The sequence below is a fragment of the Winogradskyella sp. 266wxhm genome, assembly GCF_058964685.1.
Genome location: NZ_CM179559.1, coordinates 2104867 through 2126828 on the forward strand (window position 1 = coordinate 2104867; position 21962 = coordinate 2126828).

General features: G+C 32.9%; 26 protein-coding genes. 9 read left to right on the forward strand and 17 right to left on the reverse strand.

The window, feature by feature from the left end; all coding sequences use genetic code 11:
- The first annotated feature begins 35 nt into the window (after positions 1-35).
- Positions 36-791, forward strand: a complete 756-nt coding sequence (locus tag AC2H4K_RS09235) for a hypothetical protein (protein WP_281139185.1) — start codon at positions 36-38, stop codon at positions 789-791.
- Here the strand turns inward: AC2H4K_RS09235 and AC2H4K_RS09240 are convergent.
- On the reverse strand, positions 788-1405 hold the full coding sequence (locus AC2H4K_RS09240; protein WP_281139184.1) for a thioredoxin family protein: 618 nt from the start codon (positions 1403-1405) through the stop codon (positions 788-790). The two genes, AC2H4K_RS09235 and AC2H4K_RS09240, sit on opposite strands and share 4 nt — an antisense overlap.
- Positions 1406-1484: 79 nt before the next feature.
- On the opposite strand from AC2H4K_RS09240, the gene AC2H4K_RS09245 reads away from it, so the two are divergent.
- A complete protein-coding gene (locus AC2H4K_RS09245) occupies positions 1485-2048 on the forward strand; it encodes a DNA-3-methyladenine glycosylase I (RefSeq protein WP_281139183.1) in 564 nt (187 codons plus the stop codon).
- Here the strand turns inward: AC2H4K_RS09245 and aat are convergent.
- From aat to AC2H4K_RS09260, 3 genes are all read right to left on the reverse strand, one after another.
- A complete protein-coding gene (aat, locus tag AC2H4K_RS09250) occupies positions 2045-2668 on the reverse strand; it encodes a leucyl/phenylalanyl-tRNA--protein transferase (protein WP_281139182.1) in 624 nt (207 codons plus the stop codon). The genes AC2H4K_RS09245 and aat overlap by 4 nt on opposite strands.
- 260 nt (positions 2669-2928) lie before the next feature.
- Positions 2929-3306: a DUF3127 domain-containing protein gene (locus AC2H4K_RS09255; protein WP_281139181.1), complete on the reverse strand. Its 378-nt coding sequence runs from the start codon at positions 3304-3306 to the stop codon at positions 2929-2931.
- A 44-nt stretch (positions 3307-3350) separates the two neighbouring features.
- Positions 3351-4220, reverse strand: a complete 870-nt coding sequence (locus AC2H4K_RS09260) for a flavin reductase family protein (RefSeq protein ID WP_281139180.1) — start codon at positions 4218-4220, stop codon at positions 3351-3353.
- Positions 4221-4345: 125 nt separating this feature from the next.
- On the opposite strand from AC2H4K_RS09260, the gene AC2H4K_RS09265 reads away from it, so the two are divergent.
- Complete coding sequence (locus AC2H4K_RS09265) at positions 4346-5500, forward strand: sensor histidine kinase (RefSeq protein WP_281139179.1); 1155 nt, start codon at positions 4346-4348, stop codon at positions 5498-5500.
- A 9-nt stretch (positions 5501-5509) separates the two neighbouring features.
- Positions 5510-5866 carry a hypothetical protein gene (locus tag AC2H4K_RS09270; RefSeq protein ID WP_281139178.1) on the forward strand — a complete coding sequence of 119 codons (357 nt, stop codon included), beginning with the start codon at positions 5510-5512 and terminating at the stop codon, positions 5864-5866.
- A gap of 9 nt (positions 5867-5875) precedes the next feature.
- Here AC2H4K_RS09270 and AC2H4K_RS09275 read toward each other — a convergent pair whose 3' ends face one another.
- Together AC2H4K_RS09275 and greA are read right to left on the reverse strand one after the other, a co-directional pair.
- Positions 5876-6268 (reverse strand): HIT family protein, encoded by a 393-nt coding sequence (locus AC2H4K_RS09275; protein WP_281139177.1) that lies wholly within the window; start codon positions 6266-6268, stop codon positions 5876-5878.
- Positions 6269-6375: 107 nt separating this feature from the next.
- On the reverse strand, positions 6376-6849 hold the full coding sequence (gene greA, locus AC2H4K_RS09280) for a transcription elongation factor GreA (RefSeq protein WP_281139176.1): 474 nt from the start codon (positions 6847-6849) through the stop codon (positions 6376-6378).
- 165 nt (positions 6850-7014) lie between these two features.
- On the opposite strand from greA, the gene AC2H4K_RS09285 reads away from it, so the two are divergent.
- Complete coding sequence (locus AC2H4K_RS09285) at positions 7015-7455, forward strand: Rieske (2Fe-2S) protein (RefSeq protein WP_281139175.1); 441 nt, start codon at positions 7015-7017, stop codon at positions 7453-7455.
- On the opposite strand, the gene AC2H4K_RS09290 is transcribed toward AC2H4K_RS09285, so the two are convergent.
- The 8 genes from AC2H4K_RS09290 to AC2H4K_RS09325 all read right to left on the reverse strand — a co-directional run bounded on the left by AC2H4K_RS09290 (position 7452) and on the right by AC2H4K_RS09325 (position 14765).
- Positions 7452-9710, reverse strand: coding sequence for a TonB-dependent receptor (locus tag AC2H4K_RS09290; protein ID WP_281139174.1), 2259 nt, complete (start codon positions 9708-9710; stop codon positions 7452-7454). The genes AC2H4K_RS09285 and AC2H4K_RS09290 overlap by 4 nt on opposite strands.
- A 336-nt stretch (positions 9711-10046) precedes the next feature.
- A complete protein-coding gene (gene arfB, locus AC2H4K_RS09295; RefSeq protein ID WP_281139173.1) occupies positions 10047-10451 on the reverse strand; it encodes an alternative ribosome rescue aminoacyl-tRNA hydrolase ArfB in 405 nt (134 codons plus the stop codon).
- A complete protein-coding gene (locus AC2H4K_RS09300; RefSeq protein ID WP_281139172.1) occupies positions 10451-12010 on the reverse strand; it encodes a DUF4301 family protein in 1560 nt (519 codons plus the stop codon). The genes arfB and AC2H4K_RS09300 overlap by 1 nt, the downstream gene beginning before the upstream one ends.
- Entirely contained in the window at positions 12007-12576 is a 570-nt protein-coding gene (locus AC2H4K_RS09305) for an AAA family ATPase (RefSeq protein WP_281139171.1), read from the reverse strand. Before AC2H4K_RS09305 ends, AC2H4K_RS09300 begins: the two co-directional genes overlap by 4 nt.
- A complete protein-coding gene (gene pnuC / locus AC2H4K_RS09310; RefSeq protein WP_281139170.1) occupies positions 12537-13169 on the reverse strand; it encodes a nicotinamide riboside transporter PnuC in 633 nt (210 codons plus the stop codon). The genes AC2H4K_RS09305 and pnuC overlap by 40 nt, the downstream gene beginning before the upstream one ends.
- Complete coding sequence (locus tag AC2H4K_RS09315; protein ID WP_281139169.1) at positions 13153-13413, reverse strand: thiamine-binding protein; 261 nt, start codon at positions 13411-13413, stop codon at positions 13153-13155. The genes pnuC and AC2H4K_RS09315 overlap by 17 nt, the downstream gene beginning before the upstream one ends.
- Positions 13414-13416: 3 nt before the next feature.
- Complete coding sequence (locus tag AC2H4K_RS09320; protein ID WP_348634884.1) at positions 13417-14139, reverse strand: phosphoglycerol geranylgeranyltransferase; 723 nt, start codon at positions 14137-14139, stop codon at positions 13417-13419.
- Positions 14139-14765, reverse strand: a complete 627-nt coding sequence (locus tag AC2H4K_RS09325; RefSeq protein WP_281139168.1) for a 4'-phosphopantetheinyl transferase family protein — start codon at positions 14763-14765, stop codon at positions 14139-14141. Before AC2H4K_RS09325 ends, AC2H4K_RS09320 begins: the two co-directional genes overlap by 1 nt.
- 127 nt (positions 14766-14892) lie before the next feature.
- Here AC2H4K_RS09325 and ahcY point away from each other — a divergent pair, with 127 nt between their 5' ends.
- The gene (gene ahcY, locus AC2H4K_RS09330; protein WP_493742350.1) at positions 14893-16209 is read left to right on the forward strand and encodes an adenosylhomocysteinase; all 1317 of its coding nucleotides are present in this window, start codon (positions 14893-14895) and stop codon (positions 16207-16209) included.
- A gap of 127 nt (positions 16210-16336) precedes the next feature.
- On the opposite strand, the gene AC2H4K_RS09335 is transcribed toward ahcY, so the two are convergent.
- Positions 16337-17107 carry a hypothetical protein gene (locus tag AC2H4K_RS09335; RefSeq protein ID WP_281139166.1) on the reverse strand — a complete coding sequence of 257 codons (771 nt, stop codon included), beginning with the start codon at positions 17105-17107 and terminating at the stop codon, positions 16337-16339.
- A gap of 43 nt (positions 17108-17150) precedes the next feature.
- Between AC2H4K_RS09335 and AC2H4K_RS09340 the strand changes: the two genes are divergently transcribed.
- The 3 genes from AC2H4K_RS09340 to AC2H4K_RS09350 are packed head-to-tail and all read left to right on the forward strand — an operon-like array spanning position 17151 to position 19611.
- Entirely contained in the window at positions 17151-18293 is a 1143-nt protein-coding gene (locus tag AC2H4K_RS09340; protein WP_281139165.1) for a methionine aminotransferase, read from the forward strand.
- A 52-nt stretch (positions 18294-18345) separates the two neighbouring features.
- Complete coding sequence (locus tag AC2H4K_RS09345) at positions 18346-18831, forward strand: hypothetical protein (RefSeq protein ID WP_281139164.1); 486 nt, start codon at positions 18346-18348, stop codon at positions 18829-18831.
- 3 nt (positions 18832-18834) lie between these two features.
- A complete protein-coding gene (locus AC2H4K_RS09350; RefSeq protein ID WP_281139163.1) occupies positions 18835-19611 on the forward strand; it encodes an amidohydrolase in 777 nt (258 codons plus the stop codon).
- On the opposite strand, the gene AC2H4K_RS09355 is transcribed toward AC2H4K_RS09350, so the two are convergent.
- Together AC2H4K_RS09355 and AC2H4K_RS09360 are read right to left on the reverse strand one after the other, a co-directional pair.
- Complete coding sequence (locus AC2H4K_RS09355) at positions 19600-21213, reverse strand: Ig-like domain-containing protein (protein WP_281139162.1); 1614 nt, start codon at positions 21211-21213, stop codon at positions 19600-19602. The genes AC2H4K_RS09350 and AC2H4K_RS09355 overlap by 12 nt on opposite strands.
- Positions 21214-21268: 55 nt before the next feature.
- A complete protein-coding gene (locus tag AC2H4K_RS09360) occupies positions 21269-21949 on the reverse strand; it encodes a ComF family protein (protein WP_281139161.1) in 681 nt (226 codons plus the stop codon).
- Between the last annotated feature and the right edge of the window lie 13 nt (positions 21950-21962).

Sequence of the window (21962 nt, forward strand, 5' to 3'; positions counted from 1 at the left end):
AGACGTATATAGTAATAGACTCTAAACGAATTGAATTGAATTTTATTGACCAACATAAAGCCGCAATTATCACATTTCTACTTACAGGAATTGTGGTATTAGCTCTGTTTAGTTTTCAATTAAAACAAAAAAGCAAACTCATAGCAGAAAGTTATTACGAGTTAGAATCTGCGGAACCAGAAGAACAAGAAATTAAGGAGGAAGAACTTGAAAAACTTGATGAATTATTAGGTGAAACTTCAGATAAAGCTTTTAATCAAGATCAAGAGTACAAGGAAATGATGCGTAATTTTAAAACCGTTAGCTCAAACGATTTTGAACGTACTACCACAGCCCTTGAAGAAGAAAAGCTTAATGAAGAAGAGATTCTCCAAGAGGAAACAAGCATAAATAAGTCTTACATTAATAGCAATGCTTATGCACTCAAATCTGAAGAAACAGAGTCTTATAAAAAGTTACAGGAAGAATTAAATAAACGTAAAGAAAATAAGAAAATAGCAGACGAACATGCTAAATCCCAAAGTACGCTAACCTATTCTTTAAAAGGTAGAGCATTAGAATATTACAAAACGCCACGTTATCTATGTGAATTTGGTGGAAGAATTGTTGTAAACATTAAGGTTAATGGTTCAGGCAATGTTTACGATACCAGTATTAACGGGTCTTCTAGTTCCAAAAATCAATGTCTTATTGATTATGCCATAGAATATGCAGAATCTGTTCAATTTGATGCTTCTACAAATAATAGCCAAATAGGAACAATTACGTTTTTATTTAAAGGAAAGAATTAATCCAAAAGCTTAATTAAATCTTCAATCGTTGATTGCCCCTTATCTTTATTGTACCAACGTTGCAGATCTTCTTTAAACTCTGGAGTTAATTTGCCGTGCTCGGCTTTATAGTCTGTAACCATTTTAGTAGCTACGGTTGGTCTTGGACCAAAAGTGTTAATAACCTCATTGGTTGTATTATCAATCATTATCAATTTAGGAATTGACTTTCCACCATTGGTCAAAAACTGATTCATTAGCGCGTCATTGTCATCTCGGAGTACAATTTTATAATCGATATTATCATTAAGTTCTGCAACTTTATTAATAACAGGCGTTATATGTGCTGCATCTCCACACCAACTTTCAGAAATAACCAACCAAGTTACTTTTTTATTGAAGTTTTTAATCTTGCTTTTCGCTACTTCAGAAACTTTAATGGTTTTATCCCAGCGTTTCATGCGTCGGTCATTTAGTAAAGTATATTCCGCTAAAGCTTCAGTTTTTTCGTTTCCTGTGGTTGATTTTTGTTCAACTAAATCGTTAACAAGGTTGCGGTATGCTGTGTAAGACATGCTGTTTTTCAAGCTATCTGAAATGATATTATTTATCATGTTTAATTCTAATGTTTCCATATAGCAAAAATAGGATTCTAATACGTTTTATTGTGAAACAGTTGTTACATTAGTAGTGCAAAATTAAAATCCTTACAGTATGGAAAAACATAGATGTGGTTGGTGCGTTGGAGATCCGCTTTATGAAGCGTATCATGATGAAGAATGGGGAGTTCCGGTATATGATGATGATACCTTATTTGAATTTTTAATTCTTGAAACTTTTCAAGCAGGTTTAAGTTGGATTACCGTACTTAGGAAGCGTGAAAATTTCAGAAAAGCTTTTGATAAATTTGACTATAAAAAAATAGCTAATTACAAGGAGGATAAAATAGAAGCTTTGTTACAAGATGAAGGTATTATCAGAAATAAATTAAAAGTAAATGCTACTGTAACTAATGCGAAAGCCTTTATGGAAATTCAAGACGAATTTGGATCTTTTTCAAAATATATTTGGGGTTTTGTAGATGGAAAACCTATAAAAAATAGCATTACTGATTATAAAGAAGCTCCAGGTAATACTCCTTTAAGCGACGCTATAAGTAAAGATTTGAAAAAACGAGGTTTTAAGTTTGTGGGTACTACTGTAATCTATGCGCATATGCAAGCTACAGGTATGGTAAATGACCATGAAGTTTCGTGCTTCAGGTATGATGAGGTTTAAAGATATTCAACAAATTCCGTCCTAGAAATATTTCTAGCTCCCAGGCTTTCTAAATGGTTGGTATGCAACTGGCAGTCTATCAATCTATAATTAGAGTTTTGAACAAAAGTTATAAAACCAACTTTACTAGCATTACTTACTTTAGTAAACATACTTTCTCCACAAAACACATTGTTGCCTAGGTCTATACCATAAAGTCCGCCAACCAATTGGTCGTTTTGCCAAACTTCGATAGATTTTGCATAGCCTAGTTGGTGTAGTCTTAAGTAAGCATCAATCATATCTTGTGTTATCCATGTATCATCTTGCCCTACACGTTTGGTTTTAGAGCAACGTTCTATAACACTTTTAAAATCCTTATTTATTGTGACTTCAAAATGGTTCTTTTTCAAGAGTTGTTTCATGGTTTTTGATACATGAAGCTCTTCTGGAAACAAAACAAATCTTGGATCTGGTGACCACCAAAGAATAGGTTCGTCATCCGAGAACCATGGGAAAATACCTTTCTTATATGCGCTTAGCAGCCGTTTGGTAGACAAGTTGCCACCAATGGCTAATAAGCCTTCAAAAGTGGCCTGAGAAACATCAGGGAAATCTGTATTTTCATTAAGAATAATCATAATTACCAACAATTATAACATTTTTTACAGTTAAATAAACTAATGTGTTTTGTTTGTATGAGATTTTTGTAGATATTTGACTAGACCTTTGTGTGATAAATTTTTTTGTTCATCATTGCTTTTTTTTTAAGTTTATTACTAGAGGTCAAACCTAAAACCACAATATTAAGTCCTGATTTAACTATCGGGACTTTTTTGTTATAAAGCAAAAAAAGACCTGTTTAAAAAAACAGGCCTTTTTTAATGTTGTGATATCTTAATTAAAAAGGTAAATCATCATGATCGTCCTCATTAACATCATTTACAGGTTCAAAAGCTTCTGTTGGTGGTACAGGAGGCATATCTCCGTTACCTGCTTCAGCTTGTAATGCTTCTATTCTCCAACCTTGGATAGAGTTAAAATATTTTGTTTCTCCTTGTGGGTTTACCCATTCTCTACCTCTAAGGTTAATATTTATTTTTACTGGTTGACCAACTTGGTAGCTGTTAAGTAAATCTGTTTTATCTTGAACAAACTCAACCATAATGTGCTGCGGATATTGTTCTTCTGTAGTTACAACCACTTCTCTTTTTCTAAAACCATTGTTTCCAAAGGTTTGAGTCTCACCAATCACCTTAATTCGTCCTTGTACTTCCATTTTCGCTTAATCTATTTTATTTTAAATAATCTAATTTTTTGAGGCTACGAAAGTAATAACTTCCAAGCACTTTCTACGTCTCCAAAGCTTAAATAATTTTTTGCTAATTTATGCTTTTCTCTATGCGAAGCATTTTTAATATTAGGATAACGCTCGCTTATTTCATTAATAAATTTATCTACATCTTCTTGATTTGGTAATTTTTCTACATTACCAAGCATACCTAAATTATTTCCTGTTAAAATCATACTGTTTTTAACATCTTCGGGCATGTTATCTACACCAATTCCTAAAGTTTGTATAGGTTTAGGAATTTCGAAAAAGCCTTTTTTAGCTCTACTGTAGTAACTACCACCAGCTCTAGCCACTAAATCTAAAGCTTCTTGATTTACCGTTTCATCATCATTCATGATGTCTTTAGACAGGTGTAGTTTTACAACTTCACAAATCACCAAATTACCAGCACCACCTTCGTTGCCTAGTTTTATAATATCATTGACTTTACATTCTAATTGAATAGGCGATTCCAAAACTCTAAAAGGCTTCACTTCATCTGACTCTAGCATAGTTAAACCAGCTTTGTCAAATTCATTAACACCTTCACCGTACTCAGTACTAGATAATGAGGCTTGCTGAACAAGGTCATAATTCACTACATTAATAACGACTTCCTTTGTAGCTTCTACATTATTAAGGGTATGCTTTGTGGTATTATTCCTAACACGTCTTGCTGGAGAAAATATGAGAATTGGCGGATTAGCACTAAAAACATTAAAGAAACTAAAAGGTGATAAATTGGGATTACCTTCTGTATCTATAGTGCTTGCAAATGCTATTGGTCTTGGTGCAACAGCGCTTAATAAATAGCTGTGCAACTTACCTGTAGTAAGGTCTTTAGGATGTAATGAAATCATTTAGTCAACGGATATTTAACAAAAATAATAATATTCAATTGGTATTAAAAGTATTTTGCAGTCAGTTAAGAACAATAATATCAACATATTTACATTATATTTAAAAAATGTAATTGCACTTACCGATGACCTTGAGTTTTAATAGAAATGTAGTCCGTTGGATTATTATTATTTCTTCATTTATCATTATTTCCCTTATTCTTTGGAATACCTATATCTTCTTTCAAAACTTTAAAGCTGAAGAGCGTAGCAAAATGAGAAATTGGTCTTTTGCTCAGAAAGAGATAAGCATTACAAAAAACCTAAATGATGACTTTGGAGAGTTACCACTTGAAATTATTACAAGTAATACCACTACTCCTATGATAAAAGTTAATGACGATGGAAGCATTGACTATAATAATATAGATGAAGAAAAGGCCAAAGATTCATTGTATTTAGTTGGATTAATAGAGAAATTTAAAAAAGAAAATAGGCCTATTGAAATCAAATATAAAAATAAGGTACTCTCAATGCTTTATTATGGCAATTCACCTTTACTCAATAAGCTAAAATACTACCCATTAGCATTACTTTTAATAATTATTCTGTTTGCAGCTGTAGTGTATTTCTTTTACCGTAGTGCTAAAACGGCTGACCAAAATAAACTTTGGACAGGTATGGCTAAAGAAACAGCACATCAAATAGGAACACCTTTGTCTTCGCTTGTGGGTTGGACAGAAATCTTAAAAACAGAGCAGGTAAATCCAGATTATATTCAAGAAATTGAAAAGGATATCGATAGGTTAAAAACCATAACCGAACGTTTTAGCAAAATAGGTTCTGCACCAACTCTTGAAAAAATGGATATTGTAGAAGCTACAATAGATTCGTATGATTATTTAAAATCAAGATCTTCAAAACTTATAAATTTTGAAATAATTATTCCTGAGCATCAAATTTTTGTTGATTTGAACGAACAGCTTTACAGCTGGACCATTGAAAACTTAGTTAAAAATGCTATCGATGCTATGAAAGGAAAAGGAGATTTAAAAGTAGAACTTTTTCAAGTCGAAAAACAGGTTTTTATAAAAATTACAGATACGGGAAAAGGCATACACAAAAATCAATTTACCAAAATATTTGAACCCGGATTTACTACAAAGAAGCGTGGTTGGGGACTTGGACTCTCGTTAGCTAAACGGATAATTGAAGATTACCATAACGGAAAAATTAAAGTTTTAGAGTCCGAAATTGGTAAAGGCACAACAATTCAAATTACTTTAAAAGTTTTGTCTTAAATTTGTAACATGCTATCGACCAATGATTTTACTTTAAAAGAAGCACGTTTGAGTAACAATTGTCCTGAATGTTACTCTAACGATAGTATGGAAATTGTCTTTAAGCAAAAGCAAAAAGAAAATGTTTTCTACAAGTTTGTATCACCAGAAATCTTTAGTGAAATAACATGCTATAATTGTAATACCAAGATTTTTCCTGTGATGTGGACAGACGATATTGAAAATGTTGTTAGTTATCACAAAAGAGGCATACAGCCACAATCAAAATCTATAAAATTAAAACCCTTTGCCTGGGCTTTTATCATCTTTGATATTCTTTTGGTAACAGGTATTGTTTTATACGTTTCAGGTGTGTTTTCTAAGTAGAAAAACGGATTATATAAAGTTGCTCGAAATTTTTTGAGCTATAGCCTCAAACTCGTCTTTTTCTAATTTTTCTTTATATGTAAAACGCGCATTTTCCATAGTATGAAGTGGAATTAAATGTACGTGAACATGAGGTACTTCTAAACCAATTACAGACATACCAACGCGTTCACATGGAATTGACTTTTCAACGGCAAGTGCTACTCGTCTTGAAAAATTCATTAATCCCATGTAAGTGTCTTCATCAAGATCAAAAATTTTATCCACTTCCTTTTTGGGAATACAAAGTGTATGACCTTTGGAGTTAGGGTTAATATCTAAAAAGGCAAAAAAGTCTTCTGTTTCTGCAATTTTATATGAAGGAATTTCGCCATTTATGATTTTAGTGAAGATTGTAGCCATTGGTATTATTAATTATATTATAAAGATAAAAAAAGATTCCTGTTTCAACTGAAATGACATCAGTATAAAACAGGAATCTCTATTCGTTTTTCTTTTTTCTACTGAAGTTATCTTGATATTTCTAAAATATCAAACTTAATGGTGCCATTAGGTACTTTAATTTCCGCAATATCACCAACGGATTTACCTAACAAACCTTTGCCTATAGGTGAGTTTACAGAGATTTTACCATTTGCTAAATCTGCTTCACTTTCAGCCACCAAAGTGTAGGTCATTTCCATACCGTTCGTCTGGTTTTTTATTTTCACTTTAGATAATGCCAATACTTTTGAAGTGTCTAACTGAGACTCATCAATAACACGAGCATTTGCTAAAGTTTCTTCCATTTTAGAAATTTTCATCTCTAGCATGCCTTGAGCTTCTTTAGCAGCATCATATTCTGCATTTTCACTTAAATCACCTTTATCTCTCGCCTCTGCAATAGCTTGTGAAGCTTTAGGACGTTCAACATCTTTAAGATGGTTTAGTTCTTCTCTTAATTTTTTTAATCCTTCAGCAGTGTAGTAAGATACTTTACTCATAATTCATACGTTTAATAGTTGTAATCTCTAGCGCTATTTCAAAAAAGATCCCGAAATAAATTCGGGATTAAATAAAAAATCCCGTGCTAACGAGATTAGAACACAAATATACAAATATTTACTGTATAGTTGAAATAATTGTAACTTGCGAACTAAAAATTTTTAATGAAAAGATTAGCCCTAATACTCTGTCTTACTGTAGTTATTAGCTGTAGTAAAAGTGATAATACTAACAACTGTAACTTCTTATTTAATACTAATGTGGATTTAACGGTTAATACCAATTTGCCACAATTTAATCAGTTAAATTTTACAGGAAGTAGTGTTTATGTTGCTGGTTATGGAAATGGAGGCATTTGGTTACATCGTTTAAATTCTAGTACGTTATACGCTTGGGATGCATCAGATCCTAACCATGAGCCTGTTTCTTGCTCAACTCTGGGCTCTCTTGATGGTGAGGTAGTAACTTGTGGCTGTGTAGACGAAAACAGGTATAGTTTATCTACTGGTTACGAGTATGCAGAAGAAATAACACAACCCTGTACACTTAAGCCATACAGGGTTGAGGATATAGGGAACAATACATTTTTAGTTACTGGTAACTAAAATTTTAATGTAGCTCCTAATAAAAAGTTAGTTGTAGCTTGTGGGTAAAAACCAGCACCTTCAATTGTGGTTACAGCATTTGGGTCTGACCACGTATCATCATAAGTGTAGTAATAGCCATTTGAGATATATTTTTCATTGAAAATATTATTCACTAAACCTGTGAATACAATAGAATCAAAAACGGGTTGAGACTCACCGTCGCTTTGGAATGACAAAGTATAACTAATATTAAAATCATTTATAAAATAACTATCTAACTTGGATCTTTCAGCTTCAGTGTTACCCATATATTGGTCTCCAACATATTTGCTTAATAAAGCCATTTGTAAATCTTTTACAGGTTGAAACACTATAGCATTGGCAGCGATTAATTCTGGTGAGAATGAAATATCTGTTTTTCCCAAATTTTGTAGTTCACCATCATATGAAATTACTGTTTCCTTGTTTTTATTAGAGCTTAAGGTCATATTAGGTTGCAATGTTAACATTGGAGTCACAGGTATGATAGCTTCTAACTCTAAACCTAATCTATAACTTTTTCCGCTATTGATTCGTATTGGGTTACCAACATCATCAAGTCTACCAGAAAGTACTAACTGCTCATTATATAGCATGTAATAAGCATTGGCATTAAATGAGAAGTTTCCTTTTTTATGTCTCCAGCCTAATTCAAAGTCATTAAGCTGTTCTGGTTTAATATCATTATTCTCTTCAAACTCTGTTCTGTTAGGTTCTCTATTAGCTCTAGCATAAGAAAAATAGAAGCTGTTTGAGTTGTTTAAATCGTAAGTGACACCTGCTTTTGGATTAAAAAATGTGAAATTCTTATCCACTTCAAAATCTACCAAATCAGATGTATTACCAAATGTTTTATAAGTGACGTTGCGTAACTGTAAATCACCGTATAGACTGAATTTTTCACTAAGTCTGTAATTTGCTTTTGCAAAACTAGATATATCGTTTTTTAAACTATTACCATCATAATAACGATCTCTAATTTCGGTCTGACTTGCATATCGTGCCCAAATGATTTCACCAAAATGGTCACCATCATAATGACTTAATGATCCACCAAAAAGGAGATTTAAATTGTCATTTTTATAGTTAGCATTGGCATTGATTACATAATAGTCATTGTCTAACCAACGTCTACGGATTAAGTCTGTAGTATTTACGGTTCCATCACCAATAGTAATATCATTTAAACCATAATCTGAAAAATCTTCGTCTTCTCTGTATTGTTCAAAAAAGCCACGTCCGTAGGTGTAATTTAAACTAACCGTTGTAGACCAATTATTGTTATAGCGTTGGTTCCAGTGTAATTGATAATGATCTTGGCTGTAATCATCAACTTCGTTATCGTAAAATTGAAGTTCATTATTTTCATCAAAATAGGCGCCAGCCGTATTGAATTGTCTGTTTTCGTCAATATTTGGGTTTGCGCCAAGTGATTCAATTTCTGCAGGATCAAAGCCATTCCAAGATTGATAAGTCACCTCATTGCCTCCAAAAATCACAGCTTTGATTAAAGTGTTATCATTAACATAAGAGCCTTGTAAAAAATAGGATTTTAAGTCAGACGATGCTCTGTCTATATAACCATCGGAAACAATGTTGGAAAGACGACCAGCAATTTCAAAGTGATCATTCATTAATCCTGTACTATACTTCAAGGTATGTTTCCTAGTGTTGTAGCTACCAAATGAATTTGAAATTTCACCAGAAGCTTCTTTTGAAGCGGCATCGGTAAGTACATTTATACTGGCGCCAAAAGCCCCAGAACCATTGGTAGAAGTCCCGACTCCTCTTTGTAACTGTAAACTTTCTACAGAAGAAGCAAAATCACCAAGGTTGACCCAGAAAGTTCCTAAGGACTCAGCATCATTATACGGAATACCGTTAATGGTAACGTTTGTAGATTGAGAACTTATACCACGAACTCTAATACCTGTATACCCTACACCTGCACCAGCATCTGTAGTGGTAACAACAGAAGGTAAATAATTAAGTAAAATAGGAATATCTTGTCCTAGATTACGCTTTTCAATGTCTTTTTTAGTGACATTGGAATGCGTGATGGGAGATTTAGCATCTACTCGAACTGCTTTTACTAAAACTTCGTCTAGCTTTTCGGTTTTTGTAGAGTCTTGTTGTTTTTCTTGTCCATAAGTAGAACAAATTCCAAATAAAATGATGAAAAAAGTTAATCTCTGTCGTTTTGTTTTAGAGAGATTGTTGAATAAGTTTTTCATTACGACTATAATTTTATAATCGAATAAAAAGAGGTAATTATTCTTGGTTAATAATTAATTATCAGCGTGCTAATACAATTTTGAAATTATTGATTTTCTTATGAATCTTGCGCGCATAACTTAGGTATAGTCATAGATTCAGAAGTAAAACCAATTGATAACCTAATTGCACTCGCTAAAATATCCATCGGATATTTTGTCGCTCGTCCCTAAACAGCATTATCTGTTCTAGGTTCAATGGGTATGATCTCAGCCACTTATTGGCACCCCTTTTTTGAGAACGCTGCAAAGATAAGAACAATTAATGACTAGCAGTATGTATAAGAGGAAACTTTTTTAATCAATATCAGGCGGTTTTCTATTTGCCTTTTTCTCAGCATTTTTACGCTTGTTGACTAATCTTTTTTTCTTAACAGCTTTTGGTATTTTAGTAGGAATTCGTTCTTTTTCCTCCTTTAAACCATCTTCAATCAACTCTAAAAAGCGTTGTGTTACAAGCGCTTTATTCCTAAATTGACTTCTACTTTCGTCACAGGCTAGTATGAGAATATCTTCTTTATTGAGTCTGTTGGATAAGGCTTCTTTTAACTTTTGTTTTTTTGCATCATCAAGAGCTTGAGAGTTATTAAGATCAAAATAGAGTTCTGCTTTTGAAGCTACTTTATTTACATTTTGGCCACCACTGCCAGAGCTTCTTACATACTTATAACTCAATTCTGATTTTAAAGCCTCAATATCCACTAGTCTTTAATTTGATGTGGCCCTTTTAGTAAGTCGTTAACGGTTTTTACAGGGTTGAAAGTAATGATTGGTACTTCAACAAAAACAGTGTTCCAATACGCCATACTTCCGTTCCAAAGACCAGGTAGTTCAAGTGCTTTTAGCTCTTTTCCTGCTTTTGTTTTATTAGTAATAAAAGCTGCTTTAGGATCTACATAATCTTCTAAATTAAATTTATCTCCTTTATAATTCTTAACACCTAAGACTAAATCTACAGGATTAAAGTGAGTCGAATTTTTTAGAATATTTTTCTGTGATTTGTCTTTTAAATTGATTTGAGCAGACTCAACAATTTGTAATGACTCATTCCAGTTTTGATCTTTTACCCAAAATGGACCACCTCCAGGTTCACCTTCATTTTTTACCATACCACAAACTCTTATAGGGCGGTTTAATTTTTCTTGTAGGTATTCAATTTTATATTTATTAGAGTACTTTTCGAATTCGTGAGAAATCTTAACACTTAGTTCTCTGGTTAAAAATTCAGCAATTTCTATTAGTTCGTCTTCAGATATATCATCATTCTCTAATTGTCTAAGATGCTTGAATGTTTTTTCTTGAAGCTCTAAAAGAATACCAGCTAGGACTTTTTTATATTTTGCTACTTCGTCTTTGTACTTGTAGACAACAACGTTATCAATATTTTTAACGAAAATGATATCAGCATCTAATTGGTTGAGGTTTTTAATCAAAGCACCATGACCAGAAGGTCTGAATAGTATGCTGCCATCTTCGTTTCTAAAAGGTTTATCTTTTGGAGTTACCGCAATTGTATCTGTAGACTCTTGCTGATAAGAAAACGAGATTTCAAACTGTACACCAGTTTTGCTTTCAACTTTTTCTTCTATGCGCTTAAATTCCTCTTCAAATGTATCTTTATGCTGTTCGGAAATTGTAAAGTGTAATTTCGCGGTATTGTTTTTAGATCCATATAATGCACTTTCAAATAAATGTTCTTCAAAGGCTGTTGAAATCACATCGTTCTTATATTCGTGAAAAGGTAATAATCCTTTTGGCTGGTCACCAAAATTCAATTGCTCTGGATCTAACATGGTATTGATAAAGTGCCAAGCTTTTTCACTAGTTGTAAGCTCGTTATACTTTATATATTTTGAAGATAATTGCGCAATGACTTGCTTGTAAAAAGGAAATTTTTCTAAACCGACTAAAAACAAAGACATGTCTTTTAGCTTATGTTTGTTTATGTATGAGTTTATCGATTCCTCTTTAGGATCGTATTCTTCAATAAATTGAAAAAGAAATTTGAACATTCTAGTGGCAGCGCCAGAAGCGGGAACAAATTTTAATAACGATATATCTTCTTTTTTATCCTCAAAATAGGATATAGATTGATTGATTAGTGTTTCGTTGAGTTTTGTAATGCCATTACCAATGGTTGCGGCTTCAGAAATATTAGTAAAAGGAATACCTGTTTTAAAGGTGTTAATTTGAGACTTAACATCTTTAATGGTTAAACCTTTTTTTTCAATTTGTTTTTTGTCTTTTTCTGTAAAACTCATGTATTTTTTTCTAATAATTTATCAATATGTTTAACTGCCAATTCTAGCCGTTCTTTCTTACTTCCTTTTAATAAAACATAAGGTCTTTTATATTTTATTAGAGCATCTTCAAAGGCTTTGAACATACGTTCTCTTTCATTGGGTTTGTCACGCAAATCGTCTGGTTCCCAAGGCGTGTCAATATAGGTTAAAAAATAGAGATCGTAGGTGTTTTTTAGAGCATGTGCTTCTAAAATCGGGTCACAGGTTCCTGAATAATATGCTTCGCTATAGACTTTAGTTTCAAGGATGTCTGTATCGCAAATTAAAACAGAATCTGTTTTTTTGGCTAACTCATTTTCTAATTTTATTTGTCCGATTGCTATAGGAAGAAGATCTTTTGGTTCGCAGGTTTTGCGTTCATTGTTCCACTTGTTTTGAAGATATTCTCTAGCGTATTCTGGTACCCAAACCGAGTTGTAATGTCTTGCTAATTGTCTAGAAAGTGTAGTTTTTCCTGTGGATTCAGGGCCAAATAAAACGACTTTTATGCAGTTTGCAGGTTGTTGTTTAAGCTTTTCTTCCATGCTATGTAACCAAATATTGCTATCACAGTAAATCCTAAGTACTGGAAGCTAGTAAATGTAAATCCTTTATAGAAATATAAAGGTAAAGAGATAATATCACCTATAATCCAAAAGGTCCAGTTTTCTAATTTTCGACGTGCCATAAGCCACATACCAACAAAGAAAATAGCAGTAGTAATAGTGTCTACATAAGCTACCCAACCGTTCCATTTATCAAAGGTTTTGTACACTAAAAATACAAAAGCAATTGTAGCTAAAAATATCCCAGCAGATAATTTTTTTTCTTTTGAAGTAGTTTTAGAAATAGGAGTAACGTGGGTTTCATCAACTTTACGAGTCCAAACATACCAACCATAAACGCTCATAGCAAAATAATAGGCGTTTATCATCATGTCACCTAGAAGTTCCCATTTGAGCAACAGATAAACAAAAATTAATGTACTAATCATTCCTGTTGGAAATACAAGAATTTTATTTTGTTTGGAATACCAAACGGATAGAAATCCGAATATTACCGCAACGATTTCTAAAATAATATCAATTGTTGCATATTCTGAATATTGCGAAAAAAAGAAATCAAAAATGTGGTTCATAATCGCTTCGGTTTGTTTTTACTATTTTCATAGTAAGTAAACTGATATCTGCATTTTCAAAAGAAGCTTTAATAGCGTCGTTAAGAAATGGCATCACTTCGTCAAACTCACCATAGACTTGTGTACTTAATGGATTTTCCAAAATTGTAAATTTTGAAGCGCGTAATGTTTTAATAAAATCTATGATATGTGCTTCGTAATCGTCTTGTAATGGTGATAAGGTTAAGTCTACTGATATTTGCATAATTTAGGATATTAAATGTTCGAAAAAATGGTCATCTTCTTCAAAGGCGGTTCCAATGACCACAAGGTCTGCACCTGCTAAAAAAGCATTTTCTATTTGAGTTTTGTTTCTGATACCTCCACCTACAATTAATGGGATATTTATAGTGTTTTTTACTGAAGAAATTACTTCTAAAGGGATTTCATATTGCGCTCCACTTCCAGCTTCTAAATAGATTAATTTATTACCGAGCAACTCGCCAGCTTTAGCTGTATGTTTTATTTTTTCAGTATCTGTTCTGTCTATTGGTAATGTTTTTGTAATGCGTTGTACTGCGGTTTCTTTTCCAGATTCAATTAAGATATAACCTGTAGAAATCACTTCTAAATTGGTGTTTTCTAACAAAGGTACTGCTTGCACTTGCTTTTCAATTAAGTAGTCGGCATTTCTTCCTGATAAAAGTGATAAAAATAAGATGGCATCAGCATCCTTAGAAATCTGAGTTATATCGCCAGGAAATAAAACTACAGGCAATTCTGTGAGCATTTTTACTACTTCAACCAATTCCTGTGTTTTATTTTTGTTTACTGTACTTCCTCCTACAAAAATATGTGTAATAATAGATGTGTTGACCTTTTTTATAAATTGAAGAGCATTTTTAAGTTCAAATTTATCAGGATCAATAAGTACAGCTAATAATTTATGTCCATCAGCTTTAGCTTGTAATATATGGTTATAAATGTTCATTATTCTGTAACGTATGCACAAGTAAAACCTTCAAATTCTAGAAAAGCAGTATTGTATCTGTGTTTTTTATTGTTGTAGTCTATCCAAGCAACCGTATTACCATCATTCAGCATAAAAGGAATCACTAAAAAATGTTCTTTAAATAACATACCTGGAGTTGCAAAAAGCTTATACAAAGATTCCTTAATTCCCCAAATTACAGTGAGTTTATTAATGTAGTCGTCAGCAGATTTAGCTAGATAATTAAACTCATAGTCCACAAATTTATGCGCGATAACTGCAATTTTATCGCGCTGCATTTCAATATCTATACCGACTTCCTTATCACTAACAATAACACCAGAGAACGTAAAACTGTGTGTTATAGAAATATGGTTACCATCTTTAAGATGTGGTTTTCCATTATCGTCATAAAACAAATCTTGGTCTGTATAACCAAACTCACGAAGCAAATGCCTGACACTTAAAAAACCACGTTGGTGCAATTCACTTTTCATGCCTAAAACACGATCCAAGCTTTGAGGTTTTAAATCTAAAGGTTCAAATAGCTCATCATAAGATTCTTCAATCTTCCAGATTTTAACAGTAGTTTGTGAATTTACACTAATGGATTTATAGAGTGGCATTTAATATTCTAAAAGCTATTGATTATCTTTGCATCGCCTAAGGCAGATTTAGCATTTGTTTGTGGACGAATTTAACCAATTCAAGGCTAAACCCAAAGGCAAACAATTTAAAAAAGAAAGAAAAGAAATGAGTACAAAAACAGTTGCTTACGTACCAAATAAGGTAAAAGACATGTCGCTTGCGGCTTGGGGAAGAAAAGAAATTGAATTAGCCGAAGCAGAAATGCCAGGTTTAATGAGCTTACGTGAAGAATATAAAGACGAACAACCTTTAAAAGGTGCACGTATTGCTGGTTGTTTACACATGACCATTCAAACTGCAGTTTTAATTGAAACATTACAAGCTTTAGGTGCAGAAGTAACTTGGAGTAGTTGTAATATTTTCTCAACGCAAGATCAAGCTGCTGCTGCAATTGCTGCTGCTGGAACAGCTGTTTATGCTTGGAAAGATATGACAGAAGAAGAGTTTGACTGGTGTATCGAGCAAACTTTATTTTTTGGAGAAGATCGTAAACCATTAAACATGATTCTTGATGATGGTGGAGATTTAACTAATATGGTTTTAGATAAATACCCAGAATTAGCTTCTGGTATTAAAGGTTTATCTGAAGAAACTACAACTGGTGTACACCGTTTATACGAGCGTGTTAAAAACGGAACATTGCCAATGCCTGCTATTAACGTAAACGACTCGGTAACAAAATCTAAATTTGATAATAAATACGGTTGTCGCGAAAGTGCTGTAGATGCTATACGTCGTGCAACAGACGTGATGTTAGCTGGAAAGCGTGTTGTAGTTTGTGGTTACGGAGATGTTGGTAAAGGTACCGCTGCTTCTTTTAAAGGTGCAGGAAGTATCGTAACAGTAACTGAAATAGACCCAATTTGTGCGTTACAAGCTGCAATGGACGGTTTTGAAGTTAAAAAATTAGAAACTGTTGTTGGTAATGCAGATATCGTAATTACTACAACTGGAAACAAAGACATTGTACGTGCAGAGCACTTTAAAGCAATGAAAGATAAAACCATAGTATGTAACATTGGTCATTTTGATAACGAAATACAAATGGCTTGGTTAAATGAAAACTACGGTAATACTAAGAATACTATAAAACCACAAGTAGACAAATATACTATTGATAGTAATGACATTATAGTTTTAGCAGAAGGACGTTTAGTAAACTTAGGTTGTGCTACTGGTCACCCAAGTTTTGTAATGAGTAACTCTTTTACAAACCAAACGTTAGCCCAAATAGAACTTTGGAATCATTCTGATAAGTATGAAAACGAAGTATATATGCTTCCTAAACATTTAGATGAAAAAGTAGCTGCATTACACTTAGAAAAAATTGGTGTAGAGCTTACAGAGCTTAAACCAGATCAAGCTAAATATATCGGTGTAGAAGTTGAAGGCCCTTTTAAACCTGAGCATTACAGATATTAATATCATTTTGTCATGCTGAACTTGTTTCAGCATCTCATATAAAACTAAATCCCAAACAGAAATGTTTGGGATTTTTTATTCGTCACTTCGAGTGATTTCTTAGGCACGAGCAAATTGTATCGAAAAGTTAAAAACCAGTAACCAATAATCTCCTGGCTCCTTTAATTCCACACTTTTGATATTTATGATAAGCTTGCGCAGCTCGTTCAGCTATTTGAGCATCTGATTCCTTTAAAATCCATCCATCAATAGAAGCTTTAAGTGTATAAGCCTCTGGTGCCATCAACCCTGTCGTCCACACCAAAGGATTCACTTTAGTTTTTTTAAAATAGGTTTTATAATAAGATTTGCTAGCACATGCTAATACTATAGCGTCACGTTTAGCTTTGTTGATAGGTGAAAAATTACCTTCAACATTAAAATCCATCAGTCCATCATGACCAACATAAGCCAATAGTTCTGAGCCTCCACCAAAATTAAGTTTGCTTGAGTTATAGGTTATTGAAAAGCTGTTTCTGCCAGCAGTTGCTTCAATATAATCTATTGTGGTTTGCTTAATGTGTTTTCCATCATAAGCATCTGCTAATAAGTAAGTATTGGATGATTTATGTTTGAATAACAACCGTTCTAATATTTTTTGATTATCGCTTTTTATAGATTTAACATAGGTCCAATCTTTAGAGTTTTTAAAATAAGTTTTAACTCCGTAAAGCGCTCCCCAATACAAATTGTTTTTTGGGTCTTGACCATTTCCTAACTTACTTGGAACAGGAACAATACCTTGGTTTTCATTATCGCATAGAGCAACATATACATGAATAGTTTTTGTATTTTTTTCTCTTTTAGAAAAACCAACGATTAGAAAAGAAAATAAAAATAATAGTATCGTTTTTTTCATAAAAGCAAAACGAAATACTTTAAGATTTAGTATATTTCAATCTATGCAACACCAATCCAAACTACCCAATGTAGGCACTACCATTTTTACGGTAATGAGCGCCTTGGCTAAAGAAAACAATGCTATTAATTTGTCACAAGGGTTTCCAAATTATCCTAGTTCAGAAAAGTTAAATAGTTTAGTGTTTGAAGCTATGAAAAATGGCTACAATCAGTATGCTCCTATGGCTGGAAATTTAGATTTACGATTAGCTATAACCAATAAATACAATCTACTTTATAAGTCAACCTATCATCCAGACACGGAAATTACGGTTACTGCGGGCGCAACACAAGCGATTTATACTATTATTTCAGCATTTGTAAAGCAAAATGATGAAGTCATCATTTTTAAGCCAGCTTATGATTGTTACCAACCAGCTATTGAAGTCAATGGAGGGAAAACTATTTCGATACAACTTTCAGCTCCTAATTATAGTGTAAATTGGGACGAAGTCGCTTCAAAAATATCATTAAAAACCAAGATGATCATCATCAACACTCCACACAATCCAAGTGGAACGGTTTGGTCTAAAGCCGATATGTTACAACTTCAAAAATTAACTAAAGACACTAATATTATTGTATTGAGTGATGAAGTTTATGAACATATCATTTTTGATGGTGAATCGCACAATAGTATATGTATGTTTTCAGATTTAAAATCCCGAAGTTTTATTACAGCTTCATTTGGTAAAACATTTCATAATACAGGCTGGAAGATAGGCTACTGCTGCGCTCCAGAAGATTTAATGAACGAGTTTAGAAAAGTGCATCAGTTCAATGTGTTTTCTGTAAACCATCCCATGCAAAAAGGTATTGCCGATTACATGAAAGATGCTGAGACATATTTAGGTTTGAATGATTTTTTTCAACAAAAACGCGATTTGTTTCTTAGTCTAATCTCAGAATCTCGATTTAAATTTACACCTTCAAAAGGTACTTATTTTCAGGTGCTAGATTATTCTGAAATTACGGACGAACATGATGTGGATTTTGCTAAGCGTTTAACCAAAGAATTCAAAATCGCTTCAATTCCGATGTCGGTATTTAATGAGCAAGGAAAAGACGATAAGGTGTTACGCTTTTGTTTTGCTAAAACTGATGAAACTTTAGTCAAAGCTTCCGAAATTTTATGCAAAATTTAAGTTACTTTTTGTACATTCCTGTGTCTGACTAAATGAATACAAAACTACAATTATGAAATTTCACATTATAATCCTATTGCTAGGATTTTCACTTACATCATTCGCACAAAAAATAGAAAAAGATGGTAAAACCTATGAAGTTAAAAAGGAAAAGGTTTTTGTTGATGGAAAAGAAGTTACCGGAACTTTAAAACCAGAAGAGAAGACGGCTATTTTAAAAGAAGCATCTGAAAAATTAAAAGAGGAGGCGAAGGTAAGAGAAGCAGAAAAGCTAGAAAGAGCTAATAAAAAAGCAGAAAAAGCATTAAAGAAGGCCGAACAAGCAAGAAAAAAAGCTGAAAAGAAATTGAAGAAACAAGCGAAACTTCAAAAAGCTTTAGACAAATCTCAGTCCGATTTAAAGAAGTCTCAATCAAAATACGAGAAGTTAAAAGGTAAGGGTAAGTTGTCACCAAAAGATGAAGAAAAGTGGCTTGAAAAAATTGAAAAGCTAAAAGAAAAAGTAGAAAAGGCAAAAAAGAAAGTGAAAAAGGGCTAGTCTATGAGTGATATCTTAACGGTTGCATTGATACAAACAGACTTGGTTTGGGAAAACCCACAAGCTAATAGAAAACATATAGAGCAAATGGTCAGTTCAGTAACGGCTGACCTTTTTGTTTTGCCAGAAATGTTTACTTCTGGTTTTACTATGAACGCTTCTCATGTGGCTGAATCTATGAGTGGTGAAAGTATTCATTGGCTAAAATCTATGGCTAAAGAAAAACAAGCGGCATTTATTGGTAGCTTGGTCATTGAGGAAAATAACAATTTTTATAATCGATTGGTCTGTGTGGAGCCTTCAGGTGAAATATTACATTATGACAAGCGGCATACTTTTACCTTAGCTGGCGAACATAAAGTTTATACAGCAGGAAATGAAAAAGTAATTTTCAATTACAAAGGTTGGAAAATTTGTCCTTTAGTTTGTTATGATTTGCGTTTTCCTGTTTGGGCTAGAAATGCTGAAGACTATGATGTGCTTATCTATGTAGCTAATTGGCCAATGATTCGTGTTGCTGCTTGGGATGCTTTGTTAAAAGCTAGAGCCATCGAAAATATGGCGTTTTGTATTGGTGTAAACAGAGTTGGTTTAGATGGAAATGATTATGAATATTCAGGACATTCATCAGCTTTTGATGTTCTTGGTAATAGACTAGATACAATACCAGAGCGTAAAGAAACTGTTGAGGTTCTTACTTTAGAAAAAAGTCATATCAGTAAGTATAGAGAAAAGCTTGGTTTTTTGAAGGACAAAGATAATTTTGACTTATTCTTTTAATAACTCAAACTCTATAATAAAATCAAAATTAGAGCGTACTTCTTCTATCGGAGGTGAATAACTCACACGTTCTGGCTGTATTCCCAATAAATAATTTCCTGTGTCGTATTTACCATTCCCATTGGTGTCATGTATAACACGTAACTTATAAAGTTTTGGAGGTAAGTTGGTGAAATCTACAACAGGAGACTCGGCAGTATATTTTTCGTAGAATACTTCACCTTTATCATTAGTTAACTGAACGATTAATGGAAAGGTAGCATTTCTAAGATTAACTCTAATATTGCCATATTCTGATTTCATTTTAGTCTTAAAACTAAAATTTAAAGTGTCTTTGTTTACTCCGTCGTAGAAGTCCTTAAAAGTCTCAGGTAGCATGGTAACTTTATATTGTTGCCCTTCTTGTTTTTCTACAGGAAACTTATATCTGTTAGATATGGAATCATACAGTACTTTATAAGGTACATTTAATGAATCTTTGTCTATAATACTAATCTTTGTTGTGTCGATACTAGAAAGTGGAGTAGTCGCTGATAGTGTAAAATCTTGGTCATAGTTTACATTCCCAGAAGTAATTGATTTAATTTCTAAGGAATCTGCTTCAAGAGCTCTAAAACGATGATTAAAAGTATCTACTTGTGTTTTATTAGTGACTAAGAATAGTGTGGAATCTAATTCAAATTTTGGTTTGTACCAATAGTATAAAGTGTCGGTTTTATCATCTTTTACAATACGAGTGGCATAACCTTCAGGTTTTTGGCCTAAAACTTTAATCCGTATAGATTCGTAATCACCCTCGTAAGGAAAGATAATCTTAGTTTCTCCTGCTTGCTTTGGTTTTACAGCTTTATAGTTTACTTCTTCTTTAAAAAGAGTCAGTTTATATAATGAATCATTTGGTACATCGATATAGTCTTCTTTAAAACCAATCTTGTCATCCTTTTGGTCAAATTTATAATTGCTGTTTTTGTCTTTTAAAGCTACAAGTTTGTATTTCCCAGCTTTGATATTCTCAATGCTAAACGTAGTTAAACTATCTAGTGTATTAGTAATATATCTTGGTTTTTCTTTATAAACTATAGAATCTTTGTAGGTAGAATCTACTTCGTATAACATTACAGAAACAAAAGGATCTGCTTGTTCCTGCAAAGCATCAACTACATAACCTTGCACTGATAACGAATCTATAGTGTTGCCTGTAGAAAATACATAGCGATAGTAAGGATATGGATTTTCCTCATTATTGTCAACTATACTTTCACCAAAATTAAAGGCATATGTTGTGTTGTCTATAAGTGTATCTTCTATTTTTATGGTAATGTACTTGCTAGCCGTACTCATTGGAGTAATTATGGGAGCCGTATCCATAGGAGGCGAGATAATAAGTTGCTTTTGAGCATCCTTTATCTTTACATATTCGTCAAAATAAATTCGTATTTCGTTGCCTTTAAAATTAGTTGAGAAATTTTCTGGTACAGCTCTGACAATAACAGGTGGATCAGTATCTTTTTCTCCGCCAGTAGGAGTACCACGATTAGCACAACTAGCAATAGTTATTGCTATAGTTACTAGGCTAAGTAATCGTACTAAAGATAAACGCATTGACTTTATATTATTTTGCACAAAGAAACGATATTAAAATTTAGAAACGAAAAAATCAATCTGCAATTGCCATGGTTGCGAGACTTAACGAAATATTATCAATTTTTAACAAAACGGAAGCGCAAGCTTCTACGGTTGCACCAGTGGTAATAATATCATCAACCAGAAGAATATGTTTTCCTTTGAGTGATTCTTTTTCTGAAATATCAAATATGGCATCGTCATTATTCCATCTCGATAATCTCCCTTTAAAAACTTGTGTTTTGGTAGATTTTGTTTTTATCAAAACAGAATCATTGTATGCGGCATCAAGAGCTTCTGATAGTGCTTTACCAAATTTAGCAACTTGATTATAACCACGTTTTCGCAATCTGCTTTTATACAGCGGAACAGGTACAACAACATCAATGTGTTTATAAGCATCAAGAGTTTTTAATTCAGCCCCTAACCATTCACCAAGAAATGGACTAATTTGCTCATGGCCTCTGTACTTTAGATTATGAAGTAATTGCTGAACTATACCTTTTTTAGAGAAGTGTAGTAATGCCGTTGCGTGTTGTAGTTTAACACGTCCATAAAGGATTTTCTTTACGTCGTCAGAATTATCAAAATGAAAATTTGTTGTAGGCAACTGATGTCTGCAGCCAGTGCAGATTACAGCTTCATTATCATTCAATATTTCACTACAAGCTTCGCATACTGTAGGAAAAAACAATTTTAACAAATTTATTATCATTTAATCGATTAAA

Coding starts and splice junctions, on each gene's coding strand:
- AC2H4K_RS09335 (WP_281139166.1), bottom strand. CDS start 17,107: ATGAAAAAAACGATACTATTATTTTTATTTTCTTTTCTAATCGTTGGT.
- AC2H4K_RS09265 (WP_281139179.1), top strand. CDS start 4,346: ATGACCTTGAGTTTTAATAGAAATGTAGTCCGTTGGATTATTATTATT.
- AC2H4K_RS09290 (WP_281139174.1), bottom strand. CDS start 9,710: ATGAAAAACTTATTCAACAATCTCTCTAAAACAAAACGACAGAGATTA.
- AC2H4K_RS09350 (WP_281139163.1), top strand. CDS start 18,835: ATGAGTGATATCTTAACGGTTGCATTGATACAAACAGACTTGGTTTGG.
- AC2H4K_RS09345 (WP_281139164.1), top strand. CDS start 18,346: ATGAAATTTCACATTATAATCCTATTGCTAGGATTTTCACTTACATCA.
- AC2H4K_RS09355 (WP_281139162.1), bottom strand. CDS start 21,213: ATGCGTTTATCTTTAGTACGATTACTTAGCCTAGTAACTATAGCAATA.
- AC2H4K_RS09300 (WP_281139172.1), bottom strand. CDS start 12,010: ATGAGTTTTACAGAAAAAGACAAAAAACAAATTGAAAAAAAAGGTTTA.
- AC2H4K_RS09245 (WP_281139183.1), top strand. CDS start 1,485: ATGGAAAAACATAGATGTGGTTGGTGCGTTGGAGATCCGCTTTATGAA.
- AC2H4K_RS09240 (WP_281139184.1), bottom strand. CDS start 1,405: ATGGAAACATTAGAATTAAACATGATAAATAATATCATTTCAGATAGC.
- greA (WP_281139176.1), bottom strand. CDS start 6,849: ATGAGTAAAGTATCTTACTACACTGCTGAAGGATTAAAAAAATTAAGA.
- AC2H4K_RS09320 (WP_348634884.1), bottom strand. CDS start 14,139: ATGAACATTTATAACCATATATTACAAGCTAAAGCTGATGGACATAAA.
- AC2H4K_RS09270 (WP_281139178.1), top strand. CDS start 5,510: ATGCTATCGACCAATGATTTTACTTTAAAAGAAGCACGTTTGAGTAAC.
- AC2H4K_RS09255 (WP_281139181.1), bottom strand. CDS start 3,306: ATGGAAGTACAAGGACGAATTAAGGTGATTGGTGAGACTCAAACCTTT.
- AC2H4K_RS09285 (WP_281139175.1), top strand. CDS start 7,015: ATGAAAAGATTAGCCCTAATACTCTGTCTTACTGTAGTTATTAGCTGT.
- AC2H4K_RS09340 (WP_281139165.1), top strand. CDS start 17,151: ATGCAACACCAATCCAAACTACCCAATGTAGGCACTACCATTTTTACG.
- AC2H4K_RS09360 (WP_281139161.1), bottom strand. CDS start 21,949: ATGATAATAAATTTGTTAAAATTGTTTTTTCCTACAGTATGCGAAGCT.
- AC2H4K_RS09305 (WP_281139171.1), bottom strand. CDS start 12,576: ATGGAAGAAAAGCTTAAACAACAACCTGCAAACTGCATAAAAGTCGTT.
- AC2H4K_RS09325 (WP_281139168.1), bottom strand. CDS start 14,765: ATGCCACTCTATAAATCCATTAGTGTAAATTCACAAACTACTGTTAAA.
- AC2H4K_RS09315 (WP_281139169.1), bottom strand. CDS start 13,413: ATGCAAATATCAGTAGACTTAACCTTATCACCATTACAAGACGATTAC.
- aat (WP_281139182.1), bottom strand. CDS start 2,668: ATGATTATTCTTAATGAAAATACAGATTTCCCTGATGTTTCTCAGGCC.
- pnuC (WP_281139170.1), bottom strand. CDS start 13,169: ATGAACCACATTTTTGATTTCTTTTTTTCGCAATATTCAGAATATGCA.
- AC2H4K_RS09260 (WP_281139180.1), bottom strand. CDS start 4,220: ATGATTTCATTACATCCTAAAGACCTTACTACAGGTAAGTTGCACAGC.
- ahcY (WP_493742350.1), top strand. CDS start 14,893: ATGAGTACAAAAACAGTTGCTTACGTACCAAATAAGGTAAAAGACATG.
- AC2H4K_RS09275 (WP_281139177.1), bottom strand. CDS start 6,268: ATGGCTACAATCTTCACTAAAATCATAAATGGCGAAATTCCTTCATAT.